The sequence below is a fragment of the Methylocaldum marinum genome (assembly GCF_003584645.1).
In the GTDB taxonomy this organism is placed as follows: domain Bacteria; phylum Pseudomonadota; class Gammaproteobacteria; order Methylococcales; family Methylococcaceae; genus Methylocaldum; species Methylocaldum marinum.
In genome coordinates this window covers 3,221,439-3,247,443 of the sequence record NZ_AP017928.1, presented here as the reverse complement: position 1 = coordinate 3,247,443, position 26,005 = coordinate 3,221,439, and the positions used below count along the sequence as shown (strand labels likewise).

Annotated in this window: 20 protein-coding genes, 1 tRNA gene and 2 pseudogenes; 8 read left to right on the top strand and 15 right to left on the bottom strand. The window is 58.8% G+C overall.

Going from position 1 to position 26,005, the window contains the following annotated elements; all coding sequences use genetic code 11:
- Positions 1-37: 37 nt before the first annotated feature.
- The 4 genes from sS8_RS14325 to sS8_RS14310 all read right to left on the bottom strand — a co-directional run bounded on the left by sS8_RS14325 (position 38) and on the right by sS8_RS14310 (position 7,387).
- Positions 38-1,462, bottom strand: coding sequence for an aminotransferase class III-fold pyridoxal phosphate-dependent enzyme (locus sS8_RS14325; protein ID WP_119632799.1), 1,425 nt, complete (start codon positions 1,460-1,462; stop codon positions 38-40).
- 9 nt (positions 1,463-1,471) lie between these two features.
- Positions 1,472-2,350 (bottom strand): cytidylyltransferase domain-containing protein, encoded by an 879-nt coding sequence (locus sS8_RS14320; protein ID WP_119630208.1) that lies wholly within the window; start codon positions 2,348-2,350, stop codon positions 1,472-1,474.
- Positions 2,347-3,390, bottom strand: coding sequence for a glycosyltransferase family protein (locus tag sS8_RS14315; RefSeq protein ID WP_197716525.1), 1,044 nt, complete (start codon positions 3,388-3,390; stop codon positions 2,347-2,349). The genes sS8_RS14320 and sS8_RS14315 overlap by 4 nt, the downstream gene beginning before the upstream one ends.
- A gap of 601 nt (positions 3,391-3,991) precedes the next feature.
- Positions 3,992-7,387, bottom strand: coding sequence for a GH36-type glycosyl hydrolase domain-containing protein (locus sS8_RS14310; protein ID WP_119630207.1), 3,396 nt, complete (start codon positions 7,385-7,387; stop codon positions 3,992-3,994).
- Positions 7,388-7,871: 484 nt separating this feature from the next.
- Here sS8_RS14310 and sS8_RS14305 point away from each other — a divergent pair, with 484 nt between their 5' ends.
- Complete coding sequence (locus tag sS8_RS14305; protein ID WP_232020313.1) at positions 7,872-9,050, top strand: acetate/propionate family kinase; 1,179 nt, start codon at positions 7,872-7,874, stop codon at positions 9,048-9,050.
- A 245-nt stretch (positions 9,051-9,295) separates the two neighbouring features.
- On the opposite strand, the gene sS8_RS14300 is transcribed toward sS8_RS14305, so the two are convergent.
- Positions 9,296-10,021, bottom strand: a complete 726-nt coding sequence (locus tag sS8_RS14300; RefSeq protein ID WP_232020312.1) for a hypothetical protein — start codon at positions 10,019-10,021, stop codon at positions 9,296-9,298.
- 136 nt (positions 10,022-10,157) lie between these two features.
- Positions 10,158-10,571 carry an IS200/IS605 family transposase gene (gene tnpA / locus sS8_RS14295; RefSeq protein ID WP_119630204.1) on the bottom strand — a complete coding sequence of 138 codons (414 nt, stop codon included), beginning with the start codon at positions 10,569-10,571 and terminating at the stop codon, positions 10,158-10,160.
- A gap of 15 nt (positions 10,572-10,586) precedes the next feature.
- Here tnpA and sS8_RS14290 point away from each other — a divergent pair, with 15 nt between their 5' ends.
- The 4 genes from sS8_RS14290 (at position 10,587) to sS8_RS14275 (ending at position 14,943) form a co-directional block, all read left to right on the top strand.
- Entirely contained in the window at positions 10,587-11,813 is a 1,227-nt protein-coding gene (locus sS8_RS14290) for an RNA-guided endonuclease InsQ/TnpB family protein (protein ID WP_197716524.1), read from the top strand.
- A gap of 64 nt (positions 11,814-11,877) precedes the next feature.
- Positions 11,878-12,510 carry a hypothetical protein gene (locus sS8_RS14285; RefSeq protein ID WP_119630203.1) on the top strand — a complete coding sequence of 211 codons (633 nt, stop codon included), beginning with the start codon at positions 11,878-11,880 and terminating at the stop codon, positions 12,508-12,510.
- Between the two features lie 96 nt (positions 12,511-12,606).
- On the top strand, positions 12,607-13,116 hold the full coding sequence (locus sS8_RS14280) for a hypothetical protein (protein WP_145986542.1): 510 nt from the start codon (positions 12,607-12,609) through the stop codon (positions 13,114-13,116).
- A 480-nt stretch (positions 13,117-13,596) separates the two neighbouring features.
- Positions 13,597-14,943, top strand: coding sequence for an ArsB/NhaD family transporter (locus sS8_RS14275; RefSeq protein ID WP_119632797.1), 1,347 nt, complete (start codon positions 13,597-13,599; stop codon positions 14,941-14,943).
- Positions 14,944-15,230: 287 nt separating this feature from the next.
- On the opposite strand, the gene cynS is transcribed toward sS8_RS14275, so the two are convergent.
- From cynS to sS8_RS14260, 3 genes are all read right to left on the bottom strand, one after another.
- The gene (gene cynS, locus sS8_RS14270; RefSeq protein WP_119630201.1) at positions 15,231-15,722 is read right to left on the bottom strand and encodes a cyanase; all 492 of its coding nucleotides are present in this window, start codon (positions 15,720-15,722) and stop codon (positions 15,231-15,233) included.
- Position 15,723: 1 nt separating this feature from the next.
- A complete protein-coding gene (locus sS8_RS14265) occupies positions 15,724-17,463 on the bottom strand; it encodes a bifunctional protein-serine/threonine kinase/phosphatase (protein WP_119630200.1) in 1,740 nt (579 codons plus the stop codon).
- A 225-nt stretch (positions 17,464-17,688) separates the two neighbouring features.
- Positions 17,689-18,528: a formate/nitrite transporter family protein gene (locus sS8_RS14260; protein ID WP_119632796.1), complete on the bottom strand. Its 840-nt coding sequence runs from the start codon at positions 18,526-18,528 to the stop codon at positions 17,689-17,691.
- A gap of 627 nt (positions 18,529-19,155) precedes the next feature.
- On the opposite strand from sS8_RS14260, the gene sS8_RS14255 reads away from it, so the two are divergent.
- Together sS8_RS14255 and sS8_RS14250 are read left to right on the top strand one after the other, a co-directional pair.
- Positions 19,156-19,623, top strand: coding sequence for a helix-turn-helix domain-containing protein (locus sS8_RS14255; protein WP_119630199.1), 468 nt, complete (start codon positions 19,156-19,158; stop codon positions 19,621-19,623).
- Positions 19,551-20,096 (top strand): annotated as a pseudogene (locus tag sS8_RS14250) (IS630 family transposase); the annotation flags it as partial. The gene sS8_RS14255 and the pseudogene sS8_RS14250, both read left to right, overlap by 73 nt.
- Positions 20,097-20,142: 46 nt before the next feature.
- Here sS8_RS14250 and sS8_RS14245 read toward each other — a convergent pair.
- Both sS8_RS14245 and sS8_RS29980 read right to left on the bottom strand, forming a co-directional pair.
- The gene (locus sS8_RS14245) at positions 20,143-20,535 is read right to left on the bottom strand and encodes a DUF4087 domain-containing protein (RefSeq protein WP_119630197.1); all 393 of its coding nucleotides are present in this window, start codon (positions 20,533-20,535) and stop codon (positions 20,143-20,145) included.
- A gap of 124 nt (positions 20,536-20,659) precedes the next feature.
- On the bottom strand, positions 20,660-20,923 hold the full coding sequence (locus sS8_RS29980; protein WP_119630196.1) for a GNAT family N-acetyltransferase: 264 nt from the start codon (positions 20,921-20,923) through the stop codon (positions 20,660-20,662).
- Between the two features lie 976 nt (positions 20,924-21,899).
- Between sS8_RS29980 and sS8_RS29975 the strand changes: the two are divergent.
- Positions 21,900-22,106 (top strand): annotated as a pseudogene (locus sS8_RS29975) (N-6 DNA methylase); the annotation flags it as partial.
- Here sS8_RS29975 and sS8_RS29970 read toward each other — a convergent pair.
- From sS8_RS29970 to sS8_RS14220, 4 genes are all read right to left on the bottom strand, one after another.
- A complete protein-coding gene (locus sS8_RS29970; RefSeq protein ID WP_408631178.1) occupies positions 22,085-22,420 on the bottom strand; it encodes a DUF6444 domain-containing protein in 336 nt (111 codons plus the stop codon). The pseudogene sS8_RS29975 and the gene sS8_RS29970 overlap by 22 nt on opposite strands.
- A 450-nt stretch (positions 22,421-22,870) precedes the next feature.
- Positions 22,871-22,947, bottom strand: a tRNA-Arg gene (locus tag sS8_RS14230).
- A 341-nt stretch (positions 22,948-23,288) separates the two neighbouring features.
- Entirely contained in the window at positions 23,289-23,942 is a 654-nt protein-coding gene (locus sS8_RS14225) for a VPLPA-CTERM sorting domain-containing protein (RefSeq protein ID WP_145986541.1), read from the bottom strand.
- A gap of 17 nt (positions 23,943-23,959) precedes the next feature.
- Positions 23,960-25,135 (bottom strand): IS4 family transposase, encoded by a 1,176-nt coding sequence (locus sS8_RS14220; protein WP_119630194.1) that lies wholly within the window; start codon positions 25,133-25,135, stop codon positions 23,960-23,962.
- Positions 25,136-26,005: the final 870 nt, after the last annotated feature.

Genomic DNA, 26,005 nt, shown 5'->3' with positions numbered 1-26,005 from the left:
TCCAAGTCACCAAAAGGAGCAAAAAATTGGCGACGAGTTATTGCCTTCGGCGCCCCGGCCGTCCCCGCTCGTCTGGTCCGGACCCAACAAGGGGTCCGGACACCGCTCGCAGATGACTCGACGCCCGGTCGCGATGCCTTGTGTGAGACCTCCGACCGCCGCTATCGCGTCGACCTTCGGTCTCACACCCGGCGCTCGGGCTTCCGGGGACTACTCGACTCGCTCGCTCACTCGCTCCATGTCTCGCAGCGTCGGCGAACGCCGCCAAGGTGTAATCGATATCCGCTTCGGTGTGGGAGAAACAGAGATTCTGAATGCCCGACCACAAAATGCCCCGGCGCAGCAGTTCCTGCTGAACGAAGGTTTTTATCTCCAGCGGGTTCCCGGCAGCCGGCGAGAAATTCATGATGGTTCGGAACGGGTATCCCGCCACCGAGACATAATCCATGCCGAGATCGCCGATGAGGGCATTCATCCCGTCCACGAGCCGCCGCCCCAGGTTCGCGATGTAGCCGGCGACATCGTGGCCGCGCATGAACTCGATGCAAGCCTTGGATGCAGCCAGCGACAGGGCTTCGCCGCCGAACGTGGTAAAGAAGAAGACTTCTTTTTCGAACAGGGCCATCACGTCCTTGCGCCCGGTAATGGCGGAGATCGGCATGCCGTTCGCCATGGCCTTGGAGAACAGGCTGAGGTCGGCGCGCACGCCGAAGAACTCCTGGGCGCCGCCCAGCGCGCAGCGGAATCCGGTCCACATTTCGTCGAAGATCAGCAGGGCGCCGTATCGGTTGCAGGCCGCTCTGAGCCCGGACAAAAAGCTTCCGTTTTCGCGCTCGAACACGCAGGGTTCGAGGATGACGCAGGCGGTCTCGTCGCCGATGGCGTCGAACACCGAATCGAGATCGTTATAGTTGAAGGTGTGGGTGAGTTCCTGCACACATTCCGGGATGCCGGCGTTGCGATCGGTGACGGCGATATACCAGTCGTGCCAGCCGTGGTAGCCGCAGCACAGCACCCGCTCGCGGCCGGTGTAGGCGCGCGCCAGGCGTACCGCGGCGCTGGTCACGTCGCAGCCGGTTTTGGAAAAGCGCACCGCCTCGGCATTGGGGACGCAGTCCCGCAGCAGTTCCGCCAGTTCCACTTCGAGCGGGTGCATGAGGGAAAAGGTGATGCCGTCTTCCAGCTGGCGGCGGATCGCCTCGTCCACCACGGGATGACAATAACCGAGGATGATGGGACCTATCCCCAGGTTGTAATCCAGGAATTCGTTGCCATCCACATCCCATACCCGCGCACCGCGGCCGCGCCGCAGATATTTGGGCGCCACCCCGTCGGAAAACTGGGTGGGTCCCTTGGCCAGCGTCTGGGTGCCGGCGGGAATCAAAGGCTCGGCGCGCCGCCACAAGGCGTTGGATTCGGTGATGTCGGGGAGATCGGCGTTGAATTCGACTCGGTTGGGCATGGCAATCATTCAAAAAGTGGAAAGTGGGCGGTCGTTCGCGTACCGCGACTCCGTACCCCGTCCGCCGGGGAGGGGATGCGGCCGTGTATGGCGGGCATCGACCGTGCGCAATTCATGCAGGTGGTGGCGGTACCAGTTGACCCCGGCGTAGGCGGCATTGATCGCGGCGATCTCGGGCTCGGTCTCCAGCCAATCGAGAACGTCCCATAGGCCGAATTCGGGATTCGCCGGGTAGAGGGCCTCGTAGACCCGCCGTATGAATGTGTAGTCTTCGGGATAATCCAGGGTCCAGCGGTGGGACAGCGAAAAATCGCGCAGCGGGGCGCCCTTGCCGTCGCTTTCCCAGACGACGTTCGCCAGCCGGAACCGTTCTCCGCGCTCCCAGATGAAGGGCGTGGTGTGCTCCCGCTCCATGGGCAGGTGCGCCTCGCGCCAGGCCGTCTCCAGCGCCGCCATGCTCATGACTTCCACGTCGTTGCCGTCCGGAAACGAGGCCGGATGCAGGTTGCCGGCGTAATCGCAATCCCCCCGGGAAAAGCGTTCCAGAACCCGGTCCACCACGACGGGATCGATCAGCGGGCAGTCCGACGGGATTTTCGCGACGGCGTCCGCGCCGAAGACGAGTCCCGCCGCGTAGTGCCGATCCAGCAGATCGGCCGGATGGCCCCGAAACACCTCCGTTCTGAGTCTTCGGCACAGTTCGACGATGGGATCGTCCGCGCCGTCCGTAGTCGTCGCGACCACGATCAGGACCGGGCTGCGCACTCGCGCCAGGCGCTCCAGCATCAGCTCCAGGAGCGGTTTGCCGCAAGCTTCCAGCAATACCTTGCCCGGCAGACGGCTGGAACCCATGCGTGCCTGTACGACCAGAATAATCCGGCCCCTCATCCCAGCTTCTCCCGTTTCGTCACGGTTCCGGGCGATAGCCGGAAAATCCGGCGGCGAAACGGTAGCGTCCGCCTCGGGTAGTGAGCGGCACCCGGCTCGAACAGCCGCAGGCACTCTTGCGCGATGTTTTGCGCCGAGGTACCGCCGTTCTGCAGGGGCAGAAGCCGGTTTAACTGCTCTGCCGGCAAGTCGGAATGAATTTCCTTGCCCAGCGCCGCCGCGACGTACACCACCGACGAGTAACGGGTAACCAGGGCCTCGCAGTTGGCGATCATGTGATCCGTGTTCCCGTCGCTGAAATACAGCGCGCCGGGAGCATGACGTTCTGCCTCCAGGGACGCCCTTTGCGGGTCCTCGTTGGGATGGAACTTGAAAATGAGCGGGCGGCCGTCGGCGATGCGCTTCGCCTTTTCGATGAATTTGCGGCGGTTCTCGTACTTGAAGGTTTCCCGCATGTCGGAGGTCGCGACCAGCACGTAATTCCGATGGGGAAAGTCGTTGTCCAGGAACGATTCGCAATGGTCGAAGTTCGGGATGCCGGTCACTCGGACCTTCTCCGGCCTGACGCCCTTGCGGACGAACAAGTCGCGGTAGCCCTCCGAGGCCACGCAGAAGATGTCGTACAGGTCGGACAGGCCGGTGGTGGAGGTTTGCGCGATCCAGCGGGGGAGGCGCAGGGTCCTGACCAGGTGAAAGGCGAAATTCTCGGGGTCGGTCATGCCTTCCTGCACCAGTACCAGCTTGCTGCCGCGGATGCGCCGGGGCACGATCAGATCGCTGCAGGTCACCACCAGGTCGTACCGCCGGCTGCGGCCCTCGGGATCCAGCGCGACGCCCTGTTCGGTCAGGTATTGCATGGTCTTTTCGAGGAACCGCCCGCCGAGCACGGTGAAATCGAGGGCGCCGGAGCGCTGGACCAGTCTGCCGAGCCCATCGCAGAAATAAGGCGTGAAATAGGCTGCGAATTGCGGCAGATGCCGAGAAATTTGGTGCATCATCCTGGTTTGATTCAAGGAGCCGCAAACGAATAATGCCTTCATGGGGTTCTCGATATCGCTTTTTGGTCTTGGATATGCCGAGGCTTTATGGGCCGATTCGCTCGGTCGACCGGAAATTGACAGATGACCGGGCGTTGCGGCTTTCACGTTATTCGCCGCCATTTAATACGCCGGTCATATTTAAAGTGAGTGACGATTGCATGACGATCTGGTTTCAAATCGCCGTTTTGCGGCTCCGGCATCCGGAGCGTTTTCATCTCGCTTGCACGGCAGGACGGGCTTGGCGGAGGTTGTTGGCGCTTTCGGTCAGGGGGGCGACCACGCTTTCGTAGGCCGGCGATCCTTTGCCGACGAAGACGCTTGATTGGGCTGTGACGTCGGGAAGGGTGGCTTCGGCGCTCCCGAAGACGCCGTTTGCGATTGGGAAGGATTCCCGATCTACAGGGTGCACGGTTGTAGGTCGGCAATCCCTTGCCGACAAAGACGCTCGATCGGGGTGCGGCGTCGGGAAAGGATTTCCGACCTGTAAGCCGTAAAGGAAATGAAAAAGCCCTCTCCCACTGGAAGAGGATTGGGTGAGGGCAATCTAGATCAATCAGACGCCCAGGCACCCTCTCGCAATTGGAGTCTTAATGGAGCTGTCTTAATTGATCCGCACCGTCAGCCGGTTGTTTCCATCGGCCAGCCTTTCCGAAACGGCAGTCATGGGTATCTCGGCGGAACCGAGGCGGTAAGGGTTGGTCCCGCGGGTAAAGGGTAGATCGGTACCGTTGAGGGTCACCAGGGTCGGACCGCAGCCGGAACGGTCGACGCGGTAGACCACTTCGATCGGCCGGCCCAGGAGCTGCGTCTCGATCCGCAGTCCATCCAGGCTTTTCGGCATCACCGGATCGATCACCAAGCGATGCGCCTCCCGGCGCAGGCCCAGGAAACCTCTAAGAATCAAGCTCAGGCCGATGCCGGCGCCGCTGGAATAAACTCGCCAGCCGCCTTCGAGGGGAATCTCGCCGCACAACACCCGGTCGTACTCGGTCCCGGCCTGATAACGGTCGGCAAAGACCGCGTCCGAGCTCGAGTAATAGCAGTTGGACTGCCGCAGGGTGGCGGCGGGAACCAGCGCACGAAGGCCGATGGGATTGACTTTGCACAGGGCTTCGAAAAAACCTTCCGCATCGCCGTAGCGGGCCAGAGCCTCGGCATAACGCAGATGGGCATGGGTGTACATGAGACCGATTTCGCGGCCGAAGAAGCTGCTGCTCTCGGCGCGCTGGAAAATCCTTTGCGGGCCTCCGCGGTAGGCCATGGGCCGGTCGAACAGGCGGGCGCCGTCGGGCGCCAGGAGATGTTCCCGTATGCAGGCGAGGTGGGTTTCCGCCTGGGCCGGTGTCAGCATGCCGTTGATGATGGCGTGAATCATCGGCAGCAGGCTGTAGGACAGGCTGGTGGTCCGATCGCGCGGGTGGAGGAGATAATCGACGCTCCCGTCGTTCCTGAAATAAGCGAAACCGGCGAGAAGACCGTCGACCAGCAAAAGGCGCTGAAAATCCGCGAGGACATTCTCGGCCATCGTGTCGAAGTCCGCCGCGCGCTCGCTCCGGCCCAGGCGGCGCAAGGCCTGCGCGAGGGTGGTCAGGGTCTGGTAATGCAGGGTGACGGTCCAGGCGCTGCACAGCCGTTCGCGCATGCGTGAGTCCACCGGTTGCAGGGCGTCGTTCCAGTCCCCGTGGCCGTAGGCGGCGAGCCGCGTGCCCGGTATCGTCCGCGCCGAGATGACCGCGAGCGCTCGCTCCACGTGCTGCCACAGCGCCGTCCATTCGGCCCGGCCGTCGCCTTCGGGATGGAAGAAAGGCACCGGTTCCTCCAGCAATGAAGCGTTCTCGGTGGCGGAAAGATACTGGGCCAGGGCTAGGATGGGCCAGAACACGATATCGCCGTGAGAATCGGCGGGCCGGATATTTCTTTCGCGGTCGAAGAACATGAACCACTGCGGCCAGTCGCCGTCGGCGTTCTGGGCCTTGAACACGCGGATCAGAAGGTCGCGCAGGGGCTCGAAGCGGCCCAGTGCCAGCAGCATTTCCAGGGGGCCCTGGGTCACGTCGCGGGTACCCCAGCCGCCGCCGGAATACTGTTCCAGCCCGCGGGGGCTGAGGTAGTGGACAAGCGCGTTGTGAGCGAACCAGGGCAGAATGTCGGCGAGCCGCGCCGCCTGGCCGGCCAGGGGGCTGCCGACGGGCGGCGCTATGCGCACTGCGGCAACCGCTTCCGTCCAGTACCGGTCGGCGTCGGTTTTTCCCCCGGCGGTTTCGGCCGCGCCAATCAGACGGCCGGTGATGCGGAAACCGATCTCCGTAGCGGGCGCCGTGACCAGGCACAGGAACGGCTGATTGCGGGAACGGCCATCGGCGAACAGCAGCTCGTCTCCGCCCACCCGCTCCAGGTCCGTGCCGGGGAGCGCATCGATACGGAATCCGCCATCCGGAAAGCGCCGGCCGACATCGCTTTCGCCAATCGGGTGGACGAACACGCCCTGCTCGTCCCGTTCATACCGCACCGGTATAGCCTCGGCGCCGTCGTCGCCGTTCACCGCGACATGGCTGGAAACCAGGCAGCGCACGGGCTCACCGGACAGCACCGCGACCGCCAGATTCAGCTCGTGCCGGTCGGTGAGGGCCAGGCTTCGCACTTCGATCAGCCCGTCATCGTGCTTGTAAATCCAGCGGCAGCCCTCGGGGCTGATCTCGAAAGCAGAGGGAACATCGAGCAAACGCCAGGCTCCGGCCATTTCCACGAAGATGCGCTGCCCGTGGGATCGAAACAGGCTCAGATAAGTGTGCGTGGTGGACAGAAAGCGGTTGATCGACACATGTCCCTGGGTCACCATCGAGTGGAACACGCCGGCCATCCAGACGGTGGACGTCAGGCCGGCCTCGTCGGGGGTCAGCCCGCTGCCGGTCCGGAGGATATGGCCATGGGGCCGCAGCACCTTCAGTTCCTTGGCTTTCAATACCACGTGCAGGCGGCAGCCGGCGAAAAAGGACAGCAGCGCCCCGTCGACAATTTCTTCCTCGCGGCGCTCGGAGCCGAACAGATCTGCAAGATCGGCTTCGGTCAGTTCCAGCGCGTCGAGCAGAGCTGCGTTGCTAAAAAGCGTTGCCGATCGAACCCCCTCTCCCGCCGGGAGAGGGCTGGGGTGATGGGGATAAATGGCTTCCGGAAGGCTCAGGATCTGATCGACACAAATCAGATCGGCGTCGGAAGTCGCGGCCGGATGGTCTTCCCGGAATCCGCCGAAAAAACCGAGCATTTCCGCGGCGCCGGGTTCCAGCCGCAAGGAAGCATCCTGAATCGCCGCCATGGCATGCTCGTGCTGGCGGCGGCAGCCGGGCAAAGCCTCGGCCGGTCCCCCCGGCAGCAAACCGGCGCGGGTGGCGAGGCCGTGGACCTGTAGGGCATCGGTGGCGTAGCTCACGCCGCGCCGCAGCGATCCGACGATTGTCCAGGGATTCCGCCCGCCCATGGGCAGATTCTGGCGCGAGGCCAGGACGATGCCGCGCTCGGGATGGATCAGGGGCGAGTGGTCCAGGTATTGACTGACGTAATATTCGTTGAGCCTCACCGCGCCGTAATGGGCCAGTGCCAGGTCCTGGGTGTGGATAAGCTCCACCGTTCGCGGTGCACGGCCCGTATTCTCCAGCCGGACATGCCAAAACCAGGCGGGCGCGGATTCGGCGAGAACCAGGGCGACGGTGAACCGGATGTCCCGCCATGCGCCGCTCGCCACCAGACCTCGCCGGTCGTGGCGAAACGCGGCGGGGCTGCGCGGGCCGAGCAGCGGAACGGTCTCGACCGTCTCTCCGGACGAACGCAGATAGAGATTGGCGGGGCCGCCCTCCAGCTCGTTACCTAAAAAGAGGTTGACGAGAATATCCTTGTGATCCATGCGCCGGATCGAACCGTTGGCATTCATTTGCACGGAAAGGCCGGACGGGCTTTCGAGACGGCTGGATTCCATCGGGGAAGGAGAGGGGGGATTCGTCATGAGCGAGCACCTTAATCGTATTTATCCGGTCCGGACGGCCGCAGCACAATCCGATTCGACGGACTTCACAAGACTACCGGTTCGTCCTTCCCTGAGACATTGGTAATTTTGCGAGTTCACCGGTGGAGAAGGGTGTCTAATTTAGCAGAACTTTATTCTTTCCTGGATGCGCGAGCCGGCGGTTCCGAAGGAGCGACTCATTGCCCGTGGATTCTTCCCGCAATGGCGTGAATATTCGGGAATGTTGGATATGGACGATATGTCCACCCTTGTATGATCCGTCAATAAGGCATTCATTTTTGTAGGGTGGGTTAGGCCGGCGGCCGTAACCCACTGAGCGACTATATCGAGCGGAGACGAGGGGCCTGTCCTGAGCCTGTCGAAGGGCTAACCCGCCACCGATGGGTTTCGCTTCGCTCTACCCATCCTACGATGAATGTTCACTCGAATGCCGAATGGCATAACAACCGACCGAGGAGCGCGCGTGAATCAGAATCCCCAGCCCATTGCCGTAGTCAATGCCGGTTCCGCCACATTGAAGTTTTCCCTCCTGGACGGCGAGGAAACCGTCCTGGCGGCACTGGTCGACCGGCTCGGCGTGGCCCGGGCTAATGGCTCCTCGGCGAAAATCCGCGAGAATGGACGCGTAACATTCGAAGGCCCCATTCCGGCGGGCAACCATGCCGATGCGCTGATCTGGCTATTCGATTGGCTGGCGCGGGAGCGGCCCGGTCTCCGGCCCGTGGCCGTGGGACATCGGGTGGTGCACGGGGGCGACACATTGATCGCGCCGGTGCGGATAACGCCGGAGGTGATCGACTGTATCGACGCTCTGTCGTCTCTGGCACCTCTGCACCAGCCGCACAACCTGGCGCCGATACGCTGGATCGCCGGGCGACTGCCGGAGCTGCCCCAAGTTGCCTGCTTCGATACCGCTTTCCATGCCACCCAATCGCGGATCGAACGCATGTTCGCGCTGCCCGGGGAATACCTGGAGCGGGGAATACGCCGCTACGGCTTCCACGGCCTGTCCTACGAATACATCGCCTCATGTCTGCCGGAGATCGACCGTAACGCGGCGGCCGGCCGCACCGTGGCCTGCCATCTGGGCAACGGCGCCAGCCTCTGCGCCATGCGGAATGGCCGCAGCGTCGCGACCACCATGTCGTTCACCGCCCTGGACGGCATTCCGATGGGCACCCGTTCCGGCGCCATCGATCCGGGCGTGCTGTTGCATCTATTGGATCAGGAAGGGATGTCGGTGGCAGCCCTGTCGAATCTCCTCTACCAGCGTTCCGGGCTCCTCGGGCTATCCGGCCTCAGTTCGGACATGCGCGATCTCCTGGAGAGTTCCTCGCCCGATGCGGCCGTCGCCGTGGAATATTTCTGTTACCGCATCGCCCGCGAACTGGGATCGCTGACGGCCGCACTGGGCGGACTGGACGCTCTGGTGTTCACCGGGGGCATCGGCGAGCACGCCGCGCCGGTGCGGGCGCGCATCTGCGAGCTGTCGGACTGGCTGGGCATCGCCATCGATCCCGATGCCAATGCGCGCGGCCGGACCGTCTTGAACCGGGACGATAGCCGGGTGCGGGTGCTTGTCGTTCCCACCAACGAGGAACGGATGATTGCGCGGCACGTGCGGCAGGTTCTGCAGATCTGATCGAGACCTCGAAAATCCGTTGGGGGAGTTCTGATTACAGATCCATACTCTACGCCCGGGCGCCGGCCGATCACAGGAGACTGGCGCCCGTTTGAGGCAAAATTCCATCTTAAGCCGCGGCCAACGCACCAGGACAACGACCGAAAGAGGGGAATGCTGCCCTATGGATAACGGCCTAATCACCGCGCAACCACATATCCTCCAGGATCTACCGGAGGAACGGCCGGAAAAAACGAATACCTCGGTCAATTCAGAGGGAGGCTAATAGTCATCAGCCAATATCCGGCTGTCATTCCGGCAACCCTGCTCTTCGCAGACCCTCCGTGATAGAAGTCGTAAGCGTCGAGGCTTTCAGTCGGCTTTAGCCTCGCTCGTTCGATCTCTGCTCGCTCCAGCTGTGGCGCTATCGAGCCAACGACACTCGCGGTTATCTGATCCTGAAACTCAAAGATGTCTTCGAGGTGACCTTCGAATCGGTCTGCCCACACATGTACCCCGGTTGTTGCATCGATGAGCTGCCCAGTGATGCGCACACGGGTCGCGGCTTTGCGTACGCTGCCTTCCAGCACGTAGCGCACGCCCAACTCACGCCCCACCTGCTTCACATCCACAATCCGCCCCTTATAGGTGAAGCTTGAATTGCGCGCGATGACGAAAAGCCAGCGAATCCGCGACAATGCAGCGGTGATGTCCTCGACTACACCGTCGGCAAAGTACTCCTGTTCGGGATCGCCGCTCAGATTATGGAACGGCAAGGCAGCGATGGACGGCTTGTCCGGAAAGGCCAGCGAACGCGCGGGTGTTTCATTTAAATTGGCCGGTTCCGTCCTCGGGGAACCGACATTTGACGATTCTGTTTCCTTGACCTCCCCAATGAACCGGAGTCCTTTGCGGGCGACTGTTCGGATCAGGCGTTGATCCGCGCCGTTGTCACTGACCGCCTTACGTACGGCATTGATATGACTGGTCAAGGTCGATTCTGAGACGATCCGCCCACTCCAAACTGCATGTAGCAATTCATCCTTACTGACCCGGTGCGTGACAAGCCGCGCCGTTCAGGGCGGGGAAGGATAGCGCGGACGGCGGAGCCGTCCTTGTCTTTGGGTTTCAGTGTGGGGTTTGCTGCTGCTCGATGTACTGGCGCACGATGGAAATCGGCGCGCCGCCGCAGCTTGAAGCGAAATAGGACGGCGACCACAGCACGCCTTTCCAGTAGCGCTTCTGGATGTCGGGCCGTTCCTTCCGCAGCAGGCGACTGGAGACGCCTTTGAGGCTGTTCACGAGATTGGAGACAGCCGCCTTGGGCGGGTATTCCACAAGCAGGTGAACGTGATCGTCCTCGCCGTCCATCTCGATCAGTTGCGCCTCGAAGTCGGCGCAGACCTTGGCGAAGATCGTGCGCAGCCGGTTGATGGCGTCGCCATCGAATACCCTGCGGCGATATTTCGCCACAAAGACCAAGTGGACGTGCATTTTGAAAACGCAGTGCCGTCCATGCCTTATATCGTTGTCATTGTTCATAGACCAAACTATACTATGCGCATGCAACGCCTCAAAGCCTTCAAATTCGAACTACGCCCGACCGGCGAGCAGCAGCGCCGGATGCGCCGCTTCGCCGGCTCGTGCCGGTTCGTCTACAACAAGGCGCTGGCGTTGCAGAAAGAGCGCTACGAGCGCGGAGAGAAGAAGCTGGGCTACGCCGGGCTATGCAAGCTGCTCACCGAGTGGCGCAACAGCGATGAAACGGCGTGGTTGGCGGATGCGCCAGTGCATCCGCTGCAACAGACTCTCAAGGATTTGGAGCGGGCCTACAGCAACTTCTTCGCCAAGCGGGCCGACTTTCCACGTTTCAAGAAGAAAGGCCAGCGCGACAGCTTCCGCTACCCCGACCCGAAACAGATCAAGCTCGATCAGGGCAACAGTCGCATCTTCCTGCCCAAGCTCGGCCGGCTGCGCTATCGCAATAGCCGGGATGTGCTGGGTACGGTGAAGAACGTCACCGTCAGCCTGTCGGGCGGTAAGTGGTTCGTGTCGATCCAGACCGAGCGCGAGGTCGAGCAGCCCATCCCGCAGGGTGGCGCGGTCGGCATCGACATGGGGCTGGCCCGGTTCGCCACGCTCTCGGATGGCACGTTCTACGCGCCGCTCAACAGCTTCAAGCGGCATGAGACACGCTTGCGCAAGGCACAGCAAGCCCTCTCCCGCAAAGTGAAGTTCAGCAACAACCGGAAGAAGGCGAAAGCCCGCGTCCAGCGCATTCATTCCCGCATCGGCAACGCCCGCCGCGACTTCCTGCACAAGACCTCGACCGCGATCAGCCAAAACCACGCGATGGTGTGTATCGAGGATTTGCAGGTACGGAACATGTCCAGGTCAGCGGCAGGTACTACCGAACAACCGGGACGAAACGTTCGGGCCAAGTCCGGCCTGAACAAGTCCATCCTCGATCAAGGCCGGTTCGAGTTCCGCCGCCAACTGGATTACAAGCTGGCGTGGCAAGGCGGCTGGCTAGTTGCAGTGCCGCCACAGAACACGAGCCGTACCTGTCCGTGCTGCGGCCATGTGTCTGCCGACAACCGGCAGACGCAAGCCCGATTTGCGTGTGTGGAATGTGGCTTCGAGGAAAACGCCGAGGTGGTCGGCGCGATCAATGTGCTAAGGGCGGGACACGCCCGGTTCGCCTGTGAAGTGAGCGATGCAGTAGGGTCGCCAGCAGCAGGAACCCACCGAAGCGACTCAGGGGCGGCTCAATGCCGCCCCTGAGCGCCGTAGGAATCTCCGGCCTTCAGGCCGAGGAGGATGTCAAATTGGCTTGAGAAGAGTTCACGTGTCTCGCCCTCCACCGTCGGAATCGGCCCGATCGCACCTGTTTTTCCGTCTGCTCGGCTGGCGCTTGCGCCATTACGCCGACGCAACCCTGAAGCTTTTGCTCCGCCGCTGGCAGTCTGTGCTCTTTGTGCTTTTAGTCGTTTCGCCGGCTGCCACGCCACTTGCCGCACAAATCGATGCTGTCGGGACGCCGATACGCAAGATCGTGGAAGGCGGCAGTCCAGCTTACGCGCTGACCGCCTGGCTGATCCTGTCACTGCTTGCCATCGCCTGGGCGGCCGTGCAAGCCGATGCCTTGCGAGGAGGCGCACCCTGGCGATATCTGCGCACGCTGCCTAGGCTATCTCGTTTCGAGACCGGGCTTGACCTGACGTTGCTGCTGATCGTCGATCTTCCCCTGCTATTGCCCTTCGCCGCCTACGGAATCTCTCTGCTCGGATCCGCCCGTAGTGGTGGTTCGGAGCATGGATTGTTGGCCTTGGCCCTCGGTATCCAATGGCCCATCGTGCAGCAGCTCGTACTGCGTGGTTCGTGGGCCGCATTGCTCGTTGCAGCCAGTGCGCTGATGGCCATGCTGGCTTTGTGCGTCGACGGGGCGCGCGAATTTGCCCTTGTCCTGCTCACGGGCTGACCGATCGCGGCGTTCCGTCTGCGCAGGCGTTTGACGGGAGTGATGAAGACCGGATCTTGACGGATCGGAAGCAGAATCGGCCAGTATCGGCACCCTGTGTTAAACCTTGCGGCCATGGACGCGCTGGCATTGATGCAATGGAGCCGGTTGCCGGCCCGAGCGGCCCTGCTGGCTTATGCGGGCAGCCTGGGCTGGTTCGGAACCGGCTGGGAGGCGATCGGATTTCAACCGCAGGTGGCGGTAGCCCTGCTGCTGGCGGGATTCGTTCCGCTGATATTTCATGTGGCCGGACTGGCGTTGCTCCTGGGTGCCGAGCGCGCGCCCATGCGCCCCCTGCTGGCATCGTTGGGGATAAGAACAGCCGCCACGTTCATGGCCGACCTGCTGGTATTGGTAGCGGCGTTCTGTCTGCTCGCGCTCCGGCCTGTCGCTACGCTTTACCCGCTCGCGGGTTCTTGCACCTTCCTGATACTACCCTTGGGAAGCACGGCGGTCGCCGTGACGCTCGCTCTTTACGCGACGACCGACGCAACGCGGTTCTGGCCCAAGCTGGTCACCGCAGCAGCGTTTTGGCTGGCGGCATGGCGGGTGGTCATGGCTCATTGACGGGTTGTCGGCTCGGGATCTGATTCGGGCTGGTAGACCTTCATATCGGTATTCTCGAAGTCAGTTTTCGCCGCGGGTCAGGGCATGATTCCATCCGTGCTCATCTTGAGCGTGCCGGCACCGCGGAGAGCGGCAAAGCGGCTCGCGGCCTTGTTGATCGCGGCGGGGACGGGGCGTACCTGTCCTTCTTCCATTACCTTGAAACCCGTCGTACTGCCAGTCCGAAAAGCGTGGCTCCGTCCGGTTGCCGCCGGGCGTGAGTGAATGCGCCATTTTTCTTCCTCGACTCGTTATGAATGACAGCTTCACGCGCCGCTCTTTTGCCAAGTCGGCGACCAATGCTTTAACCTCGGGTCTGTACTTCTACGTATGCGGGTCCTGTTGACGTTCTACTTTGTGGCCACGCCCTGCTCATTTACGGGGTGGAGTCCATAGACCCGGATCGTTTGTTCTTAAGCGCTTCGAAGATTGGAGAAAAAAGTGACTGAAACCCTCTCCTGGAATACGCCGATGCTGGTCTCGGCCATCATCATGATTTTGACGTTCGTTGGCATCTTCACGGAAGGTGTTCATGGTTTTCACCGGACCAAATTCGCTATGGCCGGGGCAGGTATCATGATACTGCTGGGCCAGTATTTCGGTTTTTACAGCCCACGCCAGGCGGTCGAATCTATCGATTGGAACGTCGTTTTCCTGCTCGGCGCAATGATGACCATCGTCGGCATCATGATTCCCACCGGCGGATTTCAAGCCATCGCCTACCGCATCGCCGACATAAGCAAGGGCAAGCAGTTCATGCTGCTCGCGTTGATGGGGACGGCGGTGACGGTGCTCTCCCTGCTGCTCGACAACGTTACCACCGTGGTCATTTTCGGCCCCCTCATCGTGCTCATCTGCCAAGCCCTTCGGGTGAGTCCGATTCCGTATCTCCTGGGCGCCGCGCTTCTGTCCGATACGGGCGGCGTAGCCACCCTGGTAGGGGATCCGCCCAATCTGATGATCGGTTCAGCCGCTCATATCGATTTCAACACCTTCTTCATCAAGATGGGACCCCTGGTGCTGGTGGCCTGGCTGGCCATACTCGCGGCTCTCAAAGTGCTGTTCCGAGAGGAAATCGCCGTCCCGGCGCAAACGCCGGACTTCACTCCGCAAGAGCACATCAAGGACAAACGCACCTGGTATGCGGCGCTCGGCGTGTTGGCCATGATGGTGGTCCTCTTCATCTTTCACCATGCCCTAAACTGGAATGCATGGTTCGTCGCCGCGCTGGGGCTCACGCTCCTGGTGTTCATCGCTCGTAACGTGGACTTGGACGCTTCGTTTGAGGACGTGGAGTTGAGCCTTTTGATGTTCTTCGTCTCCCTGTTCGTGGTTATCGGCGGTGTCGAAAACAGCCACTTCCTCGAATACGTAGCCCAGTTCATTCAACCGTTCGTGGAGACCGATCTGCTTCTGGCGAGCATCGTTCTGATGTGGTCATCAGCGATTCTGTCGGCAATGATCGATAACATTCCCTTCACAGCAGCCATGGTGCCCATCATCCTGGGCATGGAGACGCAAGGCATCAATGTCGCTCCACTATGGTGGAGCCTGGTCATCGGTGTCGGCATGGGCGGCAACGGCACCCATCTAGGGTCCACAGCCAACGTGTTCATCGTAACCCTATCGGAAAGACTGGCCAAAGACGCCAACGATCCCGCACTGGCCCTCACACCCGGACTGTGGTTCAAAAAGGGAACGCCGGCCATGATCCTGACGCTGATAACGTCGTCGCTGATCCTGTGGTTGTTCTTCGATTTCTTCGCCATGCCGATTCATCCGCATTAGCGGCGGCAATCTCGGGATAACGGCCGGGCGTAACCTGCGACCACTCGCCTGCTTTTGGGGAGAAGTTTCTTGAAATTCGTCGAACTCACCATCAAGCCAACAGCGATAAGAACCGTGAACGGGACGGCAGCGGCTTCTAGGTGAACCGTCGTGGGGCAGGCCAGCATGTCCAGGGTTGGTCCAGGGACGGACCGATGCCGCGCCGTGTTCAGTCAGCGGGGCAGGTTTTTGTTATTGGTTCTTTCAGGTAAGCCGGTTCACCATGCCCATTGAATTTCCTATCCTCTTTACCAGGATTTGTAAGGCAAGAATTTACCATTCATGGTGATGACGACGCGATCACCGGCAGGGTTTTCTTCTTTGTCAACCGTCATGCTGAAATCTATTGCGCTCATGATACCGTCTCCGAACTTTTCATGAACGATTTCCTTCAAGGTTTCTCCGTAAACACCGACGATTTCATAAAGCCGATAAATAAGCGGGTCTTGGGGTATTTCGAAAGACCATTGTTTGTAAGGAAACATTTCCAAGGCGGTTTGAACTTCGATAGGCAGATCCAGAATGGCGCATAGCTTTTCGGCGATGTCGTGTTTCATGCTGTTCATGCCGAGACAAGCCGAGGCCAGCCAAACTTCATTGACGCCGATCTGTTCGGCAATCGCGGTCCAAGTGAGTTGTTTTTTGACTTTTGCAGTAATAATGCGGTCCGTCATTTGTTCTTTGGTCAACTGGGAATCGGATTTGCAGGAGGACGGGGTTTGTGTCGGTGTCGTTTTCATTTCAGATGCCTCTATTTGTCAGCTTAAACAATAAGAAAAAAACGATCATTGTCAGAATGAGTGAAACGCTCTTCCAGAAAATCACTGGATTACGTTCGATAAGCGGAGGACGGGTCTTATTCAAAAACGTTTGGTTCGGGTGGCGTAGATCATAGATGAACTCGGATAAGTCCTCGTAACGCCGATAAGGGTTCGGATGTACTGCTTTCCTGAGCACATCATCGATCCAGGCAGGAATTTCCCTTTCGTCATGGAGTATGGAGCGATAGGTTAACTTCTTTTGTGCGGCTCTGGTCATGGCTTTGGGGACCTCGGTGCCGTAAGGGAGTTCCCCCGACAACATTTGATACGCGATAACGCCTAAAGAAAACATATCCGAGTACGTTGTCCCGCTTTCGCCTAGAAAATATTCCGGGGCTGTATATTGTGCGGTGCCCAGTAGATGGCTTCGTGCAATAGGTGTTGTAATCTCCATCAGGCCGGCAACTTGCGTCGAACCGAAATCAATAATCTTCACCGTGCCGGTGTTGTCGATCATGACATTGTCAGGTCTCAGGTCCTGATGCAGCATTTCGAGCCGGTGAAAAGCGCGTAATCCTTTGGCGATTTGTTCAACGATGCCGCGCACGGTTTCCAGGTCCGGCTTCGGGTTGTCGATCATCCACTGTGTCAATGTCCGGCCATCAATAAATTCGGTGACGATATAGAGATAGCCGCGTTTCCGTGTTTGCGCGCAGGGCTTCAGTACATACGCACTATTGATACGCCGGGCAATCCACTCTTCCATCAAGAATCTATCCAAATAAGCCTGATCATCCCGAAGATCGATTGATGGCGTTTTGATGGCGACCGGCGTGCCGGTTTCATTATCAACCGCCAGATAAACGTGGCTGCGACTGCTGGCATGCACCTCCCTGACAATTTTGTAGCCATCAAAAACCATTCTGGCTTCCAGGATCGGCGGGAACGGCAGTTCGGTTGACTGCTGACAAACCTCATCCGCGTCCTGCCCGGGCAAGTTTGATATCGCGACGACCTGAACCGTGAGATTATCCGGACTGCCTTGCCGATAGGCCTCGTCCACGATCGCCTTCGCAGCGACGTCCAGATCGTTCCCATGCTCTTTAATGGTATTGATGATGAAATGAGGGCTGGCATATTCGTAAACGCCGTCTGTCAGGAGTAGAAAAATATCGCCTTCTTCTACTCGCAGCGCTTGATAATCAATTTCGAGTTGGGGGTTGATGCCTAGCGCCCGACCAAGATAGCTTTGATCCCGCGACACCCAAAATCGATGATCATTGGTCAATTGCTCCAGACCGTTATCACGAAATCGGTAGATGCGCGCATCGCCCACGTGAAAAATATGTGCGGTGGTTGACTTGATCACCATGCCGCTTAAGGTGCACACATAACCTCTGTCTTTATCGTAACGATACTGGCTTTGCCGGGTCTGCGAATGTAACCAGGAGTTAATCGCAGTCAAAACCCGCTGTGCTGACTTCCTGACCGACCAAGCGTCTGAAGTGCAGAAATAATCCTCAAGAAAACTCCTGACAGCGGCTTCGCTGGCAATCTGGCTCACAGCGCTACTGCTGATCCCGTCCGCCAGGGCAATCGCAACTCCCTTGGAACTCAACTGGGGTTCTTTGGGTATGCAAGTACCGTAAAAATCCTGGTTGGCTTCTTTACGGCCCTTATCGGAGTATTGGCCCACGGAGATTTTTAGTTGGCTGGGCATTTGGGTTTTTATCGAACCGGGCTGGTCAGGCTTTAAAGCGACTCGCTTCGTGCTTGCCGAAGGCCACAGGGCTTTGACAAGCTCGGCATAAACGCACTCTCACGCAGCAATGGGCCGGATCAGGCAGATTGAGGGAGCTTCAACCGCGTGGAGATAGTTGAAGCTCTTTCATCGCAATCTATTTGCCGATCCCATCGGCAACTCTTGGGCATTGGAGGTCGCTCGTCAGGCTGCTCGTCCTACTGAGACAGACCCCTTGCTGACCCGTTGGGGTGCCGTTTTTACATGCGTGGAATACAAGGTCAGCCCGGTAAACGCAAGCCCGCCAACCAGATTTCCCAAAACGGTCGGAATTTCATTCCAGAATAGATAATCGAGGATCGAAAACTTCCCGCCCATGATCAAACCCGAGGGAAACAAAAACATATTGACGATCGAATGCTCGAAGGTCATAGCAAAGAAGAGCATGATCGGCATCCACATGGCGATCACCTTACCGCTCACCGAAGTGGAAATCATCGCGCCGACTACGCCGGTAGAGACCATCCAGTTGCAAAGCATGCCTCTGATAAAGAGCGTCAGCATGCCTGCCGCGCCATACTTTGCGTAACCTAGCGTACGCGCTTCCCCGATACCGGCAATCTTTTGACCTACTTCATTGGGTTCCGTCGAGAAACCGAACGTGAAAACGATCGACATCATCACCGCCACGGTAAACGCCCCCAAGAAATTGCCGATGAAGACCAATGCCCAGTTTCTCAAGATACCGCCAATCGTCACCCCGGGGCGTTTATCGAGCCATGCAAGCGGTGTCAAAACAAACACCCCGGTCAATAGATCGAAGCCCAACAAATACAGCATGGAAAAACCGACGGGAAACAACATGGCGCCAACGAGCGGAGAGCCCGTCTGTACGGTCATTGAAACCGCAAAAACAGCGGCCAATGCCAGGATGGCACCGGCCATATAAGCTCTAATCACCGTATCCCTGGTTGACATGAAGACTTTTGATTCACCTGCATCCACCATTTTCGTGACAAATTCCGACGGGACTAAATACGACATAAGTTTCTCCTCTAGCTCGATTTTTAGTAGGTCGTGCAACGAAGAATCACCGAGGCAAAAAAAAAGCGCGATAACCCAAAAAGGGTTAAAGCGCCGTTGCTTTATAAACCTCAACTTGCGATAAGCGTATTTTGTGCCAACTTTTGTTCTATTGACTAAGTCGTTGATGGAGAATGACAGTTACCTTGTTTTGCGCAACCGGGAATAGAACGAAAAAATATCGCGTGAACTAATGTGGTGCATGATGGCACAGCGGTGCGCACGAGGTCTGTTTCTCACGCTCTGAAATACCCTGCATAAAACGAGGTTTTACCGGGAAGGGGCGGATCTGTAGATCAATCATCCGGGGCAAACTTGAAAGACCAGGATGCATTCCGGTGCCGTCGCTTCGAGTGGAAACAGCGAGGTTCGGAATGGACCGAAGGCGCCAATTCGATCAAGGTTACTTAAGCGGAAAGCGCGCTTCCATCTGCACCGGCTGCAGAAACGTCCCGACCGCATCCGGCGCTATTTCAAACACCCGAACATAATCTATGCGGCAGCGGCCGGATGATTCTGATTTACAGCAAATTTAAATTTTTGCGATTACTTGAGGTCGAAAGGTGAACATTACCTTGGAGTCGTGTCATGAAAGCGTACTCACTCGATCTGAGAATGCGGATGTTCAGCTACGCCCTGACGCACAGCGTGCGTAAGACGGCCGCGCTGTTCCGGGTCAGCCCGAACACCGTTCACGTGCTTAAGAAGCTCTTCATCGAAACCGGCCAATTGGCCCCGAAGCCCAGCCATGCCGGCCGTCCGCGCGCCATCTCCGCCGAGGGCGAACTGTACTTGCAGGCCCTGCTCCGCGAGGAGGTGGACCTCACCCTGGAGGAACTCCGTGAACGCTATGCCGACACCTACGGCGTCACCGTCAGCGTCGGCACGATGTTCAACACCCTCCGGCGTCTCCGGATCACGCGAAAAAAAAGTCCACCTACGATCCCCAGAAGAACCGCCCGGAGCATCAAGCCCAAACCGAGCACTATCACCACGTCGTCGATGCCATCCCCTTCGACCAGCGCCTCTACCTCGATGAAACCGGTGCCCGTCTGAACATGACCTTGCCTTATGGCCGCGCCCCACGGGGTAAACGCGTGATCGACGAACAGCCGGTGTCGCCCGGCGACACCGTGAACACCGTCGCCGTGTTGACCGAGCAAGGCCTGGACGCCCAGTGGTGCTATCAAGGCCCGCTGACCGCGGAACGTTTCGTGGCGTACCTCGACGTCTATGTGCTGCCGCTGTTGCTCGCCGGCAAGACCCTGATTCTCGACCGCCATCCGGTCCACCAGGCGCGCGCCGTCCGGGCGTTTCTGGACCGCCATCACGTCCATTATGTCTACCTGCCGCCGTACTCACCGGAACTCAATCCGAGTGAGGAAGCGTGGTCCAAAGTCAAGCACGTCCTGAAACGCGAGAAGCCACGCACCGTGGACCACCTCCTCGACATCCTGCACCGAGCCACCCAATCCATTACCCCGAATGATGCTCAAGGGTATTTCCAACAGGCCGAGGACTTTCTTTAGTAACCGTCTGAAATTGAAAACGCTGTAACTGCCGGAACAAAAGCGTCTACCGCAATGGCATTTCATTGTGAATCTGGGGGAATGGCATTTTATTGTGAATTTGGGGGTCTTCTAAGCATTGCTTTAAAAGGAGCTGCTCACCGCCATAAATGTTTCGGATGCTTGACTTTTCTTTGTCTACTCGGACAACTAAACAAACGCACGAGAAGCCGTAATTACCATTTGTTCGAACAAATTCCTTCTCGTCGATAGTTGGCATTTTATCCATTGAATCTTCGTCTATAAATCCTGTGCCTTGTATAGAGATTGTCCATGTGCCGGTTCCATCTATCAGCCATAAGTTTGCAGGTGTAGGGTTTACTAGCCAACCACAGCGTTTCTCAGCTGACATGGCGCTGAAAGCCAGCGTGCAAAGCAATCCAAGAATGAGGTATCTCATCCGTATGTTTCCCTAACGTCCGAATCCAGGGGCTGGCGGGAGGTGGCGCGATGCGCCGCCGGAGGCCAGTCCCCTGGAATGAAGGGCTAGCTCAGGAATCGATGCGATGAGGAAGAGAGTCATTCTATTTACCTCCTAGGCGGAAATCTTGCCTCCGATGCTCCACAAAACGGAAGCCGAGCCTTTCCTGTGGGCGATGGACGCTGAATTCATTGGATCGACGAGAGCTTCGATACTTTTGTAGCCGCATAACCTCAAACCCAAATTGGATGACCCTGCTTACAGCTTCCGTTGCGATACCGCGACGCCAGTACCGTGTGGACAATACAAAAAATACTTCCGCTTTTGATGCGTGCTTGTGCCAAGGGTGAAAATGACACTCGCCAATTAGTGTAGCTCGATTTCATGTAAGCGTCCGTGAGGTCGGTCGGCAATAGCGGACGCCAAAGATTAAGCCGCCCACCGGCTCCGACAGAACTGTTGGGCAGAGGCCGCGGGCGACAGATAGCCTGGTCGGGCCTGGCGCCGCCGGCGGTTGTGAAAGATTTCGATCCATCAATGTACAACCAACTTTCGTCAGTCGGAATGTCGGTCGGATCGTTCAACCAGACTTCATTGGGTCCGCACGCCATCGTGAAGACCTGCCCTGAGCGAAGTCGAAGGGTAGGCGGCCGCTTTTTTGACATGAACTTGGTGCAAACGATAGCCGGGTGGAATCCTCGAACCGTCCTCGCGGATATGTGCGGTAAACGTTTTCTTTTCTCGTGGCGGGACTCTCAAATCTGATTTCTCGGAAACCTCCAAAACGAGGTCTTGAGCGTTACTGTTCGTCTTGAAAGTCGCCGTTACGATTGGCTTGATTGATAAATATGTGCCGGTCAAATTTTCAGTCTCAAAGTGAATGGCCGAAGAGCCCAATGATTCGGAGTTAGGCAATGGCAGGGCACGGAGAACGGGAGGTTGCTTTTCTGAGGAGTTTTTGCTGGCCAAGCAAATGAGATCGGGAAGCAGACATGCCAAAGCTTCGAGTAGGCTTATCATCGCCGAGTTGTCCGCAAATGATTTCGACCCTATCAGTTTAGCCAGTTATACAACGCTTTAGCCTAAAACAGAGTTGGTGCAGGCGTGCCGGGAGTTCAAAGCGCTCTGGGACGCGGAGAACCGCATGAATCCCGGCAAGGCGATCGATCCGTATCCGCGCGATGCCAACCTGCGCCTCGGCACCGACTTTCATCCGCCGAAATGGGTTAGGCCGCGAGGCCGTAACCCACCGAGCACCCTTGCGCCTCCTGAAACCCGGCGGGCGCGCGGCGGTGATCGTGCCGGACGGCGTCTTGTTCGGTTTCAGCTAGGCGCACAAGACCTTGCGGCAAATCCGGGTCGAGGAGCAGAAGCTCGAGGGCGTGATTTCTCTCCCCAGCGGCGCCTTCAAGCCGTATGCCGGTGTGTCCACCGCCATTCTGTTGTCCACCAAGACCAATTCCGGCGGCACTGATCACGTGTGGTTCTACGATGTCGCCGCCAACGGCTACGACCTAAGCCTGAACCGCTACAAGGAAGTGGTGCACGAGGAGGTGGAGCATGTGCTGCCGAAGCAGATTCTGGCGGCGATGGCGTCCCGCTGGCTGAGCGGCGCCGGAGCCGGCGGGATTGCGAGAGTTGGTGGACGCGTGATACCGACATGCCCCGGCTGTCCGCCATTCGACTTGGCCCCCGGCTGGCGCGGCTTCGCCGCCTGCCGATTCAGCCCGTCCGACGAGGGCGGCCGGCGCGAATTACGGCTGGTTTTTTCCACCTTCCGTTCCACTTCCGCCAGACGCCTTTCCAAGCCTTCCAACAGATCGAACAATGTCCTGATGAGCGCATCCTTCCCGGCATGGCTCATCTGATTCAGTCCGGCTTGGCTCGGGCGACGGAGCTTCTTCATGCCCGAAGCGTATCAGAGGGAACGGGGGCTGAGCAGTCATGGTTCTTTTATTAATCAGGCCCGTAAATACCCTCCTGGTATTTACGGGCCACCGCCCAGGCCGGTACACGTCCGGCCTTGGCTTACGCGGATTGTCGCCGCGCCGGGGCATCCCTGCCCCGGATTAACCCGGCCTATGTTTATAGGCCGGGTTAATAGGTAAGCCAGATCCCCATAAGGAAGGTGACGAGGCATACTGAAAGGCGCCAGGCCGAAAGAAAATAACCAAAGCCTGATCCGGTTCCAGCCATTGATCGGCAACCCGCCTGAAGCCTGGTTTTTGCCTGATTTGGAGAGTCGAAACTCTCCTTAAATGTGCACCCAGCACCAATGAAAAAGGCCTGCGTTGTCGCAAGCCTTTGAGATGTTTGGCGCCCCGGATACGATTCGAACGTACGACCTTCCCCTTAGGAGGGGGACGCTCTATCCGACTGAGCTACCGGGGCGGAGTGGATTGTTGACGCCCGGACGCACTGCCAAAATTTCCGAGCCATCCCATTATACTTCCCTTTGCCGCAAAATGCGCCGCGTGGCGACGATTAAGCTGCTTCCTCCGGTTTCTTGATCGGAGTGGGGCGTCAAAGGGCTGCCAAGCGCCCCGGTCGTTTTCGGGAATAAATCCGTCGAGGTAATGCTCGGAACTGACGAGCCGGCGATGACGAAGAGGCTGCGCGACGATCCTAGGGTAAGATCCCGCGATTTTCGGCCGTGCCACGTGAAGGGGCGGCTTCTGCTCTTCGTCAAAGTGCCAACTCAAAGCGGCTTTCTGTTCCGGGGCTCCGAAGTCTCAGGCCGGTGCCGCGGATACCGTGTTGCGGCGGCGCCCGCCCAGCAGCGCCATCAGGCCCGAACCCAGCAGCCAGACGGCAGCGGGAACCGGCACCGTTGTCAGCGCAGTGGCGTTGATGCTGGCCGAAGTCCCGTTTCCAGCCGCAACGTTCAATACTAGAGTCCACAACGACGGGGTGAACAGGTAGACGCTTTCTGGCATGCCGCTATCGAACAGGGTTGCCCAGCCGGCGTGGTCGTCCGTCTCAAAGCCCAAGGCGATGGGGCTGCCGTCGAAGGGATTGTAGTCGACCCCGAAGTCGGTCAGATTGGCTTCCCACAACGTAGTCTTGGTATTCACGCCCAAACCGGTAATTTTTCCCTCGATCTCTAGCTCGCCTCCTGTGAAGCGCAGGTTCCTGTCGAATAGTGCCTCCAGGGAGAAGTCGACATTGGTTACCTTGTAGGCCTCGGCGGGGGACAGTTGGAAACGATGCGTTCCGCTCCGTTCGTTTGCCGTGAGTTTCCAGTTGGACCCGCTCCTGGCGAACGTAACCTTTACCGAGTCTTCGAAGTGCGGGAAGCCGGCATCCGGAATGCCCGATATGTTCCAGTCGGGCACTGTCGAGGAAGCCAAAGCGTTCCCCGTGAAGAGAGTGAATAGTAGGGCCATGACCAATAGTGTTCGGCTCATTTTTTGCTTAAGGTAGCGCGTTGTCGCGTTCGCTCCAAATAGGCAATCAACTCCTCCTCGGTGGCCCAGCCACTGAAGTAATGGCACACCATTTCATAGGTAGCCTTGGTTGGGGCGTGGCCGATCCAGAGACTCAGCAGCAAACTGGCGATGACGGCGGCATACACTTGGAACGTAACGCCGTTAGCGGTCTGGCTGAGCAGGTGCCGACAGCCCAGGACACACTTCAGCCAGCGGAAGAACAGCTCCACGGTCCAGCGATATCGATAGGCCACGGCGATCAACTCGGCATCCAGGTCCAAGCGGTTGGTGACCAGGATGAGGGGCTCGACCGTGCCGTCAACGCGGCGGTGGCCGGTGCTGACCCAGACCAGCCGGAACGGCTGCGGCAGGCGTCGCGTGTGATGCGGTGTGCCCAGACGACGCAGTTCCACATCGCGGATGACGCCTGCCGCCCGATCGGTGTCGGCGAGGGGACGCTCCCGACACACCTCGTACGCCACGTTCTCCTGGACCCGGCCGACAAAGCTGCACGCGTGGTCGTGCAAGTCCTGAAACAGGCGATAGTCGGTATAGCCGCGGTCGAAGACATAAAACCCGCCGGGTTGGACGAAGTGCCGCAACTCGGTTCGCTCCGAGCCGGTGCCGGCCGTCACGCGGACGGCGAGGGGATTGGCCTTGAACACCCCGAAGGCCACATGCAGCTTCGCTGCCCGGTGCCGGTCATCCTGCCACAGCGCCCAGGCCATGCGGGGCAGCGCCGGCAACAAGCTCCCGTCGACGGCGACCAACGGCAGCAGCGCCTCCGGTCCGGCGCGAGGCGTTGGGGCCGGCACCCGGCTCGCGAGAGAGGCAATGACCTGTTCCAGCAAGGCGGCATCGAAGACCTGTTGGGCTTCACTGAGCGACCCCAGCGCGGTCCGGTGAATTCCCAGCTGTTGGACCTTGGACAGATCCGTCGTCCGTTGCAGCCCGCGCAGGCTGGTGATCGTCGGATTGAAAAAATACAGCAGCAGCAACAGGGCATACTGATCGTAAAACAGATGCCGATTGCCCGCCCGGTCGCGAACCGTACCGGCCTCATGCAGGTCCGTCAACAGCGAATCCAGTTGGTGCAGATAGTTAAACCCTTGGAGTTGGTCCTTCATCTGAGGACCCCACGGAGCGCTCATTCCAACCTCCTACTCTTAATCAACCCTATCCATGGCTTCGACTCCCGGGGTTCCACATACTCTCAGACAAAAATCGTGCCGAACACTATTGGGCCATGACCGTGACGGGCATGAAAATTCTTGCTGCCATGAGACTGAATGCTCCGATATTGTTGGTTGTGAAGAGGGTGTTTTAACGGCGGCTGGTTCGGACCGGCCGCGTGAAGCCGGTTTGACTCTCTCAAGTCGAGGGCATTTTTATTCGAAAGGCAGCTTTATCCGCTCCAGCCGATGTCTATGCGTTTGGATGTATTGGTGTGTCTGCTTTTTTGTTCTTCCCGTATGACGTCTCGTATCGGTTTTCGCCAATCGGATTGAAGATCGGCGGACTGCGGCGCTGAGCGCTCATGGGGAAATGCAAATTTGGTGCCGTTGTGTAACATTTATGTTGCTTGAGCCTGCTTTGGCCCGGGCGTGTGAAACGCCGCACAAAGGAGTGAAATGGCTCAGGGTTATTGGCGGCGAGACGCCTTCTAAGTACATTCAGGAAAGTCCTACGGCATACGAACCACTCACCGGGAGGACTTGCTGGGGATTCGATTGGATGGGTCGAAACAGGCCTGGGCGACTTGAAGTAAGGCAGCCATGGGTTTTGAGAAGTCAGCAACGTATCACTTCGCACGGAAGTATTCGTAGGTCGGCAATCCTTTGCCGACGCCGCCGCTTGCCCGATGGATTCGTCGGCAAAGGATTGCCGACCTACGCATATTTGTAGGGTGGGTTAGGCCGCCAGGCCGTAACCCACCGAGCAACCTCGGACCTGTCTTGAGCCCAGTCGAAGAGCCTGAGTCTGTCAAAGGCCTGTCCCGAGCGGAAACGAGGGGCTAACCC